The sequence below is a fragment of the Vibrio sp. genome (genome assembly GCF_984391705.1).
In genome coordinates this window covers 473,429-483,676 of record NZ_CFHWOM010000001.1, presented here as the reverse complement: position 1 = coordinate 483,676, position 10,248 = coordinate 473,429, and the positions used below count along the sequence as shown (strand labels likewise).

At 43.5% G+C, this 10,248-nt stretch carries 11 protein-coding genes and 1 pseudogene; 8 read left to right on the top strand and 4 right to left on the bottom strand.

The window, feature by feature from the left end; translation table 11 throughout:
- Positions 1–525, top strand: a pseudogene (locus AC4MRV_RS02310) (hypothetical protein); the annotation flags it as partial.
- Positions 525–2,159, top strand: a complete 1,635-nt coding sequence (locus tag AC4MRV_RS02305; RefSeq protein WP_491185791.1) for a BatD family protein — start codon at positions 525–527, stop codon at positions 2,157–2,159. The pseudogene AC4MRV_RS02310 and the gene AC4MRV_RS02305, both read left to right, overlap by 1 nt.
- A gap of 93 nt (positions 2,160–2,252) precedes the next feature.
- Here the strand turns inward: AC4MRV_RS02305 and AC4MRV_RS02300 are convergent, their stop codons facing one another.
- From AC4MRV_RS02300 to AC4MRV_RS02290, 3 genes are all read right to left on the bottom strand, one after another.
- Positions 2,253–2,387 carry a hypothetical protein gene (locus AC4MRV_RS02300; protein ID WP_491185790.1) on the bottom strand — a complete coding sequence of 45 codons (135 nt, stop codon included), beginning with the start codon at positions 2,385–2,387 and terminating at the stop codon, positions 2,253–2,255.
- 69 nt (positions 2,388–2,456) lie between these two features.
- Positions 2,457–2,810, bottom strand: a complete 354-nt coding sequence (locus AC4MRV_RS02295; protein WP_491185789.1) for a hypothetical protein — start codon at positions 2,808–2,810, stop codon at positions 2,457–2,459.
- Between the two features lie 60 nt (positions 2,811–2,870).
- Positions 2,871–4,049, bottom strand: coding sequence for a multidrug effflux MFS transporter (locus tag AC4MRV_RS02290; protein WP_491185788.1), 1,179 nt, complete (start codon positions 4,047–4,049; stop codon positions 2,871–2,873).
- 114 nt (positions 4,050–4,163) lie between these two features.
- On the opposite strand from AC4MRV_RS02290, the gene AC4MRV_RS02285 reads away from it, so the two are divergent.
- The 4 genes from AC4MRV_RS02285 to AC4MRV_RS02270 all read left to right on the top strand — a co-directional run bounded on the left by AC4MRV_RS02285 (position 4,164) and on the right by AC4MRV_RS02270 (position 8,922).
- Positions 4,164–5,051 carry a LysR family transcriptional regulator gene (locus AC4MRV_RS02285; RefSeq protein ID WP_491185787.1) on the top strand — a complete coding sequence of 296 codons (888 nt, stop codon included), beginning with the start codon at positions 4,164–4,166 and terminating at the stop codon, positions 5,049–5,051.
- Between the two features lie 112 nt (positions 5,052–5,163).
- On the top strand, positions 5,164–7,005 hold the full coding sequence (locus AC4MRV_RS02280) for a putative bifunctional diguanylate cyclase/phosphodiesterase (protein ID WP_491185786.1): 1,842 nt from the start codon (positions 5,164–5,166) through the stop codon (positions 7,003–7,005).
- 118 nt (positions 7,006–7,123) lie between these two features.
- Positions 7,124–7,504, top strand: a complete 381-nt coding sequence (locus AC4MRV_RS02275) for a hypothetical protein (RefSeq protein ID WP_491185785.1) — start codon at positions 7,124–7,126, stop codon at positions 7,502–7,504.
- 17 nt (positions 7,505–7,521) lie between these two features.
- Complete coding sequence (locus tag AC4MRV_RS02270; RefSeq protein WP_491185784.1) at positions 7,522–8,922, top strand: class II fumarate hydratase; 1,401 nt, start codon at positions 7,522–7,524, stop codon at positions 8,920–8,922.
- Between the two features lie 29 nt (positions 8,923–8,951).
- Here AC4MRV_RS02270 and AC4MRV_RS02265 read toward each other — a convergent pair whose 3' ends face one another.
- Positions 8,952–9,101: a hypothetical protein gene (locus AC4MRV_RS02265; protein ID WP_491185783.1), complete on the bottom strand. Its 150-nt coding sequence runs from the start codon at positions 9,099–9,101 to the stop codon at positions 8,952–8,954.
- 332 nt (positions 9,102–9,433) lie between these two features.
- Here AC4MRV_RS02265 and AC4MRV_RS02260 point away from each other — a divergent pair, with 332 nt between their 5' ends.
- The gene (locus AC4MRV_RS02260) at positions 9,434–9,772 is read left to right on the top strand and encodes a thiamine-phosphate diphosphorylase (RefSeq protein WP_491185806.1); all 339 of its coding nucleotides are present in this window, start codon (positions 9,434–9,436) and stop codon (positions 9,770–9,772) included.
- Between the two features lie 117 nt (positions 9,773–9,889).
- The gene (locus tag AC4MRV_RS02255; protein ID WP_491185782.1) at positions 9,890–10,231 is read left to right on the top strand and encodes a thiamine-binding protein; all 342 of its coding nucleotides are present in this window, start codon (positions 9,890–9,892) and stop codon (positions 10,229–10,231) included.
- Positions 10,232–10,248: the final 17 nt, after the last annotated feature.

Genomic DNA, 10,248 nt, shown 5'->3' with positions numbered 1-10,248 from the left:
CAGCAACAGCAACAGCAACAGCAACAGCAACAGCAACAGCAACAGCAACAGCAAGGTGATTCTAGCCAGTCTCAGCCACAGGACAAGCAAAACAACGACAGCTCTCAACAAGAAAATTCGTCACAGAACAAAGGTGAACAGCAATCATCTCAATCCGACGCCAGTGCCTCGTCACCTCAAGAGCAACAGAGTTCCCCTTCCCAACAAAATGAGGAGCATGGGGATAAAGAGAACAACCTTCAGCAAAGCGATGCACAGAAGCCCAATTCTGATTCAAACTCAGAACGAAATGAGCCGCGCCAAACTAATGCTGCTCAATCTGAATTGCAGGAATCAGAAAGCGAAAATAAGGATAACTCAACGCCCATTGCCACTGAACAAGACAATCAACAGCAAGTAGATCCTGAGCTAAGAAAGCTCCAACAAGTTGAAACGGCACGCGATCCAAGCCGACTGATTCGAGCACAAATGCTACTTCAAGCTAAGCAGAAGCAACCACCGCAACAAACAGGTAAGAAATGGTGATGATAAAACGTAACACATTCTTTTTTGTCAGTTTACTCTCAATGCTATTTGCTTTGGTGAGCCCATCGTCATTGGCCGCTAATATCTCGGTAACGGTCAGTAAAAACAAAGTAGTGAAAAACGAAGTGTTTCAACTTCGAATTGTTGTGGACGAAAAAGTCTCCTCTGACGATCTTGATCTAAGCGTATTAGAGAAAGATTTTTACGTTGGTAGACCTAGCTTTGGCACTTCGTTAAACATTATCAATGGTAGTCGAAGCACGAGAAGTGAATGGAATATCTCTCTCGCGGCGCAAAGATTGGGCACCGCAACTATCCCTTCATTTACAATTGATGGCAGTCAGTCACAACCGATCTCGATTCAGGTCAGCATGGACAGCGATGAGCCTAAGGTCAGCGACTTAGTTGCGCTACAGAGCACGATCAATAAACAAACTCTGTATCCAAATGAAAGCGCATTACTAAAAACTCGCTTGATCATCAAAGCAGATCCTAGACGCCTACAAAACCCAAGTGTTATTCCTCCTCAAGCGCAGGGCTTAACCTTAGATGCTATCGGAGAGCCAAACCAATATCAGAGCGTATTAGACGGCGTAGAAGTCACGGTTTTAGATCAAAACTATCGCGTCACAGCAGATAACTCGGGAGACTTTACTCTATCGAGTATCGGTTTTACTGGCAGCGTGGTGTATGGCAACAATCGAACAGGGACGACGAAACTTGTATCTGCCAATACAAAACCTGAAAAATTCTCCATCACTGTCAATCCAATACCTGACAACTATCAAGGCGCATGGCTACCCGCTTCAAGCCTAAACCTATCTCAACGCTGGTCTGACAGCGATGGAAATGGAATTCAAAATAAAACAATAGAGACCAAAGTCGGTGAGTCGATAAGTCGTGAATTGACGCTAGATATTCAAGGCGTGACCAGCGAACGGTTCCCTGATATTAAAGTCAGTTACCCAGATTCAGTTCGAGTCTATCAAGAAAAGCCTCAGTTCAGTCAACTTGACGATGGCACGACTCGAATGACAGTCACTCAAGTATTAATTCCTCAGCAACAAGGGGAGATTAAACTCAATGACATCCAAATAAACTGGTGGAATAGCCAAAGTGCAAGTTCGGCTGTCGCGAAACTTGATGGACTGACACTCAATGTCGCGCAAGGCGATCTGGTGAATAACAGCGAGTCTGCTGTTTTCAACGCCCCCCAACACACAACTGAAACGGTAGTGGTTAAAGACGCAGGCTTCTGGCCATACCTGACTGCGCTTTTTGCTGGTTTGTGGCTCTTAACCAGCGTAGTGCTTCTAAAAAGAACGAAGCAGCCGGCTCCATCAACTCAACCGCAATATTCAGTCCAAGGTAGTGCGAAAGCTCTCATTCAGGCAATTGAAAATGGAGATAGTGTTCGCTCAGGGTATCTAGCGAAAGAGTGGATTTCTGAGACAGTATTTCAAGATAGTGCACTAAGAGAGCAGATTAACCTTGAGCTACAAGCAATGCAGCGCAGTCAATATTCAGCCAGCAACGACACTTGGAGCTCATCTGAATTGATAGCCTTGATTCGCAAGGCTGAAAAGCAAAATGCGAAAGCAAAACCCAAGCAGAGCGATTTAGCTCAATTGTAACCTAGATAATCATTATTGGATCACCAATAGCAAAAAGCCGGAAGTCACATGTGACTTCCGGCTTTTTTACAAATTCCATTTCACTTGAAGCGATTACTTGCTGAGTTTCTTCATCATACGTTTGATAAATGAAGCTTTCTTCGCCTTAGGCTTACCATACAATGCTTCATGCATTGCTTGTTTAGCGATCATTTGACCTAGATATGCATTGCCTAATTCGTGATTCATCGGTATCTCCTCGACAGTAAGGAGCGTGATTTTAATCACAATTAAAACAAAAACAAGATCTACATCACATTATTTTGCTCGCTTAGGTTGCTGATAGGTTTTACCCGCCGCTTGATACGTGTCTTTTCGTTTTACTTCGAACATAGCATCAAAGAACCAAGCAACAAAAACAATCACATCATCGCCTTCATTCATTACGTGTTCGATAAACTCTTGTTCTTCACCTTGGTCGTTCTCTTGCAACGTCACGTGATAAATTCTTTTCTCGCCTTCCACTTCTGCAAGTGCAAATTGACCAGAAAGCGATTGAGCAGCCTCTGCAACTTCCTGATCATCTGAGCTTTTAAGCACCTCTAGTGCTTGAGGCAGACTCTCCTGTTGGCAAAGTGCCTTAACTAAACTTTCAAACTCTTTGTGTTCCATTTGTTGTACCTATATGGATTCGTTCTATCTGCGCGCATTGTATCAATCACTTGGCGGCTTTCAAGCAAACTCTTGTTCTAACGAAGCCTTGCGGTAACTGGAATAAAGCACCATCGCCAGTACCGCACCGGTAAACAGATAAAACCAGCCAATCGCATCTTGGCTGCGTACCCAGTGCTCGACCAAGTAACCACCGAGTAAGCCAGACATACACATCTGAATTGAACCAGACAACGCAGAAACTGCGCCAGCTTGCTTTTTATGCGGCTCTAACAACATGCTGATTGAAAGAGGAAACGAAATGCCTTGAGCAACTGTCAGCCAAGTAAATGCCCAAATAAGATTAAAGAGAGTCGTATCAGTAAAGATCAACCAAACACCCGCTGCAAGCATCATACTAATCGACAATGTCAGCAACCGCTGCGTAGATAAGTAACGATTTAGCCCATTTAACATTAGGCTGCCCAGCATCAACCCTGCTGATGGGATAATCATGACAGAGCCATATTCAGCGACCGATAGACCCAGCTCATGCTGCAGCAAAAATGGCATAACAGAGAGTGACACAAGACTTGCTAGATAACTTACCCAGTTATAGCTGGCACTTGAAACAACCTGACGATTAGTAATCAATTGCCCGTAGCTCTTGATCGTACTCGAAATACGAAAGTTGTGATGACTTTGACTATTCGTCTCTGGCAACACGAAGTAGCCCAAAGTAAAGATCGCAGCCAAATAACAAAGTACAAAAATAAATACTGACTCCCAGCCTAAGTAAAATGCTAGCCATCCTCCAAACACAGGAGCAATAATTGGCATTATCGAAGCAGTCACTGAAATATATGAAAGCGCTTTGATTAACTGAGGACCATCGTAACTGTCTCTCAACACGCTGCGCCCAAGCACAGATGCGCTTCCTGCCCCTAGTCCCTGCAAGAGTCGACCAAGTACCAATATCGTCAGATTGTGTGAAAACGCCACACAAATAACCGTTCCAATCAGGTAGACGCCCTGCCCTATAAGAAAAACTGGACGGCGGCCAATAGCATCTGAAAGTGGACCATAAAACAGTTGAGATGCACCAAAGCCAACAAGAAAAAGCGTTACGAGGAGCTGAACGTCAGCAGGCGACGCTGACAGGGACTGGCTAATCAGTGGCAAAGAAGGTAAGTAGATGCTGACACCGACTTGCCCAGTCGCAATGATCATCATCGCCAGTAAGATGGGTGTTTTTCTCATTCTTTCCTCCTCATTTGCACTCTTTGTTAATCAGTGTAAATTAGGTACTGATAAAAGATAATATATCGAAATGGAAACTGATTAGTTCCAATTAAGAACCAATAAGGAAGAGTGATGGATTGGCTCCAAAGCGTTCAGAGTTATATTCGTGTCGTTGATGAAGGAAGCTTCAATGGAGCAGCCAGAAAAATGAACACCACCAGCTCTGCAATTTCAAAACGAGTACATTGGCTAGAAGAAAGAATTGGTGTTCAGCTACTGAAACGAACAACTCGTACTGTAACGCAAACAGAAGCAGGTGCTCTTTTTTATGAACGAGCAAAAATGCAGCTAGAAGGCTGGCAATCAATTGTTGATGAGACGCGTTCAGTGAGTCAAAGCCCTGCCGGGCTGTTAAAAATTGGAGCCACTCTTGCGGTTGGTTCGAAATTCTTAGTTCAATATCTCAACGAATTCCTTCAAATGTACCCTGATATTCGAATCCAATTGATCACCACAACGCCAGGGCAATTACCTGAACTTAGCTTGGATTTGTTTATCAGCCGCGAGCTCGAACAACTCAACTCACTCAGCTTTAAAGCCACACCATTATTTGAACATAAAGCGGGGTTTTACGCCTCTCCAGACTATATTGAGAAAAATGGTGAGCCTACAAAGGTCGAAGAGTTGACCAAGCACAATGCGCTAATCTGGGGCGAGCGACCTCAAAGAGAAATCACCCTCACAAAGGGAAAAAGGCTCCTCCTATCTGGTAACTTCGCGACCACCAACCCAGAAGCGATGTTCTACGCTGCCAAAAACAGCATGGGAATATTGGTAACTAATGATGTAATGATTAAAGATGAATTAAAAAGTGGCACACTGAAACGCATCTTACCTGACGTTACTGCTGACGAAGCGACAGTCTACGCGTATTACCCTAAACTCGATTATCAACACACTCGAACCAAACTCTTTCTCGACTACCTCAAAGAGCGCTTGGCAAGAGAGAGATCCGAGTAATTTCGCACCAAATAATAAACTTTCTCACTTGCCTACCTATGCCACTTGTACCATATTTAAGGTGAACCAATACTAACAACACGTGATTCTATTCACGCAAACGGGTTCTACTATGGCTAGGAATAATATAATCAGTCCGTCGATTGACTTAGATGTGGTTAATCACACATTGAGTTTGGATGGAGCAGAACTGCTAGATAGAGTAACTTTAGTACTGCATCAAACGTACATGAGTAACTGCACGTGTTTGATTGAAACTGATAGACTCAATATGCGTGCCTCGACACTTTCGTACGCATGCAATAACCAACTTCAAGCCCCATTCGAATACTCTCTTTCCGGTACCCCATGCGCGACCGTCACTCAATCTGAGCTCGAACATGTGTTCTATGAGAGTGACGTCATTGAGAGCTTCCCACAAGATGAGTACTTGAAAACTCATGGGATCATCTCCTACCTAGGTATCCCTTTACGCTCTGAGTCTGGTGATGTATTAGGCGTATTACTGTCAACGTTCAACCACGTGCTAACAAATCCCGATGAAGTCATTTATTACCATAAGCTGTTTGCCCGCTTGGTTGTGCACAACTTGCGCGCGAAATGGCTAGCTGTCCGATCTGACAGCTTGGTTAACCAACTTAGTTACGAAGTATCCCACGATAACTTAACTGGACTGCTCAACCGCAGCTTTTTGTCGGACAAACTTGAACGCCTAACCGAGATTGGAACTAAACCGTTCACACTCGCCTACATAGATGTTGATAATTTCAAATCTATCAATGATTTATATGGAAATTACATCGGTGACCAAATCATTAAATTTGTCGCAAATGCGATAGAAGATGCGATTAACGATAAGCAATTGGCATTTCGAATTGCTGGCGACGAGTTTGCCTTTGTATCACTTTCTGGTGACCCTTTTGAGATCTGTAATCGGATTGTCGAACGACTTGAGCAAGGCTATCAAGACCCCGCCCATAATATTAAAGTAAAGGTTAGTATTGGCCTTGCTCGCCACAGTGCGCATAGCTTAAACGCGGATCAAATCATGTTGAATGCGAGCTTAGCATTAAAAGAATGCAAGCAATCCCGTCACTTAACAATTCAATGTTACGACACTCACCTAAGCGCACAATATTACCGAAGGGCAATGGTTATTGACGCGTTACGTAATGAACTGGACCCGGCAAGCCAACAAAACGAAATCTATGTTGTCGCTCAGCCAATCGTGACTAAGAACTCAGCTCGGTGGGAATATTTTGAGATTTTAGCTCGCTGGAACAGCCAGGCTCTAGGAGCCATTTCACCAATTGAGTTTATCGAAGCAGCAGAGCAGTCAGGATTAATCATTGAACTAGGGGAGCGAATAGTCGAACTGGCTTGCAAAGCGAAAAAGACGCTCGAGGATGGTCTGGGTTATAAGATCAAACTTGGCCTCAACTGCTCCGCGCATGAGCTCAATAATTCGAACCGTTATTTACAACATTTACTCGCCACGCTGAATCAGTATGGTTTCCATCCTGACGAATTTACCATTGAACTTACAGAGACCGTTTTACTGTCTCGCACGAAAGAAGTCAAAATCGTATTAGACAAGTTACGTTTACTTGGTTTCACCGTTGCTCTGGATGACTTTGGTACCGGTTATTCTAGTTTGAATTACATCCACAGCTACCCAATAGACTGTATAAAAATTGATGCTACCTTCATACGTAATATGCTTACTAACGCCACTTCAGAAAGTGTTGTCTGGCTCATAATACAGCTCGCTAAAAGACTTAAAGTTAGCTTAGTGGCGGAAGGCGTTGAAGACCAACAGGCATTAGAGAAGCTATACGCCATGGGCTGCGATCAGATACAGGGTTACTACTTTTCACGGCCTGAACTTCCAGAAGAAATCATCCACATACAGAACTCATTGATTGAAAAGGATCAGCAGGTTTCTAATGGCTAGCGACTTCGTTCCCCTTAGCTAGCCATTTTCTTTTTCCTTACAACATAGAGGGTTGACTACCAAATATTAAATGATAATAATTATCATTACTAACAATCAAACTTAAATCCGGTGTTTTATGCTCTGCCAGAAAACGCTTTATCAGTCTTTCTACCAGTCTCAAGATCGCTTTATCGATAAAACCACTGATGGCGGTTTTGAACCTGATGTGATTCATGACTACATACACTCCACGATGAATCTAGCCTCATATTACGAACCCGGGGCCACACACGAAAACTTTTTACTATGTGAACTATTTTTGCGTCGTCTCTATTTCGATTTACTCGCCGCGATCCAAGATCCAATTAGAAGCAGAGTGTTCAGGCGCGTCTGTCTTGATTCTATTCATACACCACTGCTTTGCCTAAAACGGTACTACTACCACTGGGATGACGGGGATATTCGCTTTCTCCAAATACAACAACAATTACAGCGTGTTCAAGCGCCATTTGACTAATAACAAAAGGAAACATCATGCCTCAAAACCAAAACTCATCTGCATTTAGAATTGAAAATGACAGCATGGGGGAAGTTCAAGTCCCGAAAGACGCTTTGTATCAAGCACAGACTCAACGCGCAGTGAATAACTTTCAGTTTAGCCAACTAGCTATGCCCGTAGCCTTTATTCAAGCGCTGGCCTATATCAAACAAACTGCGGCTCTTACCAATGCTCAGTTTGGTTTACTCGAAGGAGATATCGCCAATGCTATCGCCGATGCGGCGCAAAGTATTATCGATGGAGAGCATATCGATCAGTTCCCAATTGATGTGTTCCAAACAGGATCTGGCACCAGCTCAAACATGAACGCTAACGAAGTTATCGCAACATTGGCTAGTGACATTTTAGGAGCTGATGTGAGCCCTAATGATCACGTTAACATGGGCCAAAGTAGTAATGACGTTATACCAACCGCTATTCAAGTCAGTGCTTCTTTAACAATCGAAAAACAACTGCTTCCCGCTCTAGACTACCTTGCTTCAGCAATAGAGAAGAAGCGAACAGAGATTGGTTTAGTTGTAAAAACTGGCCGTACCCATTTAATGGATGCAATGCCTGTCACCTTTGATCAGGAGCTTGGAGGGTGGCAGTTTCAAATCGAGCAATCGCGTAATAGCATCCTTCGTGGTCTTGAAAATGTAAAAGCACTGGCCCAAGGAGGCACAGCGGTTGGAACAGGCATCAATGCCGACCCTAGATTCGCAAGTGCATTCGCAGACAACCTTTCACAAGTCACTCATGTTCAGTTTAGCTCTAGCCCTAATTTCTTCTATAACCTAAGTTCACAAGATGCCATTGTGGCTCTATCTGGACAAATCAAAGTAGCAGCTGTTGCAATAATGAAGATTGCAAATGATTTACGCTGGATGAACTCAGGGCCTCTGGCAGGGCTTGGCGAAATTGAGCTGGAAGGTCTTCAGCCTGGCTCTTCAATTATGCCAGGTAAAGTTAACCCTGTGATTCCAGAAGCCGCCGCCATGGCATCAGCACAAGTGATAGGTAATGACACAACCATTACCATTGCAGGCCAATCTGGTAACTTCCAATTAAATGTGATGCTGCCTGTTATTGCTCATAACATTCTAGAAAGCATTGAGCTACTAACAAATTCCGCAACGTCCTTGGCAGATAAAGCTATCGCTAGCTTTAAGGTTCGTGAAGACAACTTGCACATAGCGTTAACGCGTAACCCTATTTTGGTCACTGCCCTGAACCCTGTCATTGGCTACCTAAAGGCAGCAGACATCGCTAAAAAGGCGTACAAGCAAGGGCGAGCAATTATCGATGTTGCAGAAGAGGAAACAGATTTAGATAGAGAAACACTACAGCGCCTACTCGATCCAACACAGTTAACCAAAGGCGGTTTAGCAGAATAAGTGAACACATCCTTGTGTAAAGACCTGGTTTAAAGCCAGATCAGAGCGATTAGTAAAGAAGGTACAGCGATAGCTGAAGCCATTTTTACTAATGACAGCATCTCGCGGAGTGCCACTTCTCTTTTTGGAGAAATAACGTACTCCGCAGGTTGCGAAGTCATCACTGGGTTGACGTTCATCTGCTTTCCTTGAGGAAATAGGAATTGAGAGCGGCGATTCTACGCAAGGGCGCGACTGAGCTCAATCTGTTTCCAACAATACAAACAACTTTTGTCGTCTTGATAAAATCACCTAGTTGCTGCAATTTCAGCTTCTATCTACACTTCTGCCAACCAAAACACTCTTACATCGCTCTTTAAAACACCACTAGCATTTCGTCTTTCAATTCAATAGATAACACCTTTTGATTTTGTTCTATCACCTTTTGAGCACCATTTATTGCTCTCAACTATCTATCTGAATTTATTGGAGTATTTGTGTGAACAAACTTAAATCCATTAGCCCTAAACGTATTGGTAAAGAACGTACAAAACGTGAATACGATCTGCGTGTTCTTAACTTGGTAGGAGAAACCGAATACGAATCTCGCATGGCTATCTGGAACAATTTAAGCTTCACGACTGACACAGTTAGTGACATTAAAGAGTTCATTGACAACACATTTAATAAACTACAACAAGACCTTAGCACAGCCCGAAAAGAGCTGACTCTTGATTACAACGAATTTGTAACCACGGCTAACGAAGAAATCAATTACATCAAAGGAAACGTCGCTGATACGACGACTCAGTACTTCTGGTATGTAGCGATCGCTCTTATGGTCGCGGGCACTATCGCAATCTGTATCTAACACAAGTTACACCGCTCCGCGCTTTGGCGCTGCGGTGTATCCGCATTTCGCCCTCGCCTCACTATGTAACTTCGGCTAACATTAGCCTCTATCCTAACCACCGTACTGGGAAAATTTATGTCGTCAAACAGCCCTATCGTAAAAGAGGTATTTGTTGCCTTTCAGGTCATTCCTCGCTTAAAGGAAGGGAACAATTTTGAAGTTGTCGATAAAGCTATCGAAGTAGTTAAAGCAGCGAATGTCCCATATCAAGTTGGGGCAATGGAAACAACGATGAAAGGTGAACTGAATCAATTACTAGAGATAGTAAAAGATGCTCAACAAGCTTGCTATGATGCCGGAGCTTTAGAGGTAATCACCAACATAAAGATCCATAGCAAAACAGAAGCCGCGACTGATACTTTCTGTACCTATGACAGAGGGGTGACGAAAGCAAACTATATGTTTGTCGAACAATAATAAAAAAGGCGAACCTC

Bases quoted from the DNA above. Each gene is read 5' to 3' on its own strand.
- AC4MRV_RS02305 (WP_491185791.1), top strand. From the start codon at position 525: ATGATAAAACGTAACACATTCTTTTTTGTCAGTTTACTCTCAATGCTA.
- AC4MRV_RS02300 (WP_491185790.1), bottom strand. From the start codon at position 2,387: ATGAATCACGAATTAGGCAATGCATATCTAGGTCAAATGATCGCTAAA.
- AC4MRV_RS02295 (WP_491185789.1), bottom strand. From the start codon at position 2,810: ATGGAACACAAAGAGTTTGAAAGTTTAGTTAAGGCACTTTGCCAACAG.
- AC4MRV_RS02290 (WP_491185788.1), bottom strand. From the start codon at position 4,049: ATGAGAAAAACACCCATCTTACTGGCGATGATGATCATTGCGACTGGG.
- AC4MRV_RS02285 (WP_491185787.1), top strand. From the start codon at position 4,164: ATGGATTGGCTCCAAAGCGTTCAGAGTTATATTCGTGTCGTTGATGAA.
- AC4MRV_RS02280 (WP_491185786.1), top strand. From the start codon at position 5,164: ATGGCTAGGAATAATATAATCAGTCCGTCGATTGACTTAGATGTGGTT.
- AC4MRV_RS02275 (WP_491185785.1), top strand. From the start codon at position 7,124: ATGCTCTGCCAGAAAACGCTTTATCAGTCTTTCTACCAGTCTCAAGAT.
- AC4MRV_RS02270 (WP_491185784.1), top strand. From the start codon at position 7,522: ATGCCTCAAAACCAAAACTCATCTGCATTTAGAATTGAAAATGACAGC.
- AC4MRV_RS02265 (WP_491185783.1), bottom strand. From the start codon at position 9,101: ATGAACGTCAACCCAGTGATGACTTCGCAACCTGCGGAGTACGTTATT.
- AC4MRV_RS02255 (WP_491185782.1), top strand. From the start codon at position 9,890: ATGTCGTCAAACAGCCCTATCGTAAAAGAGGTATTTGTTGCCTTTCAG.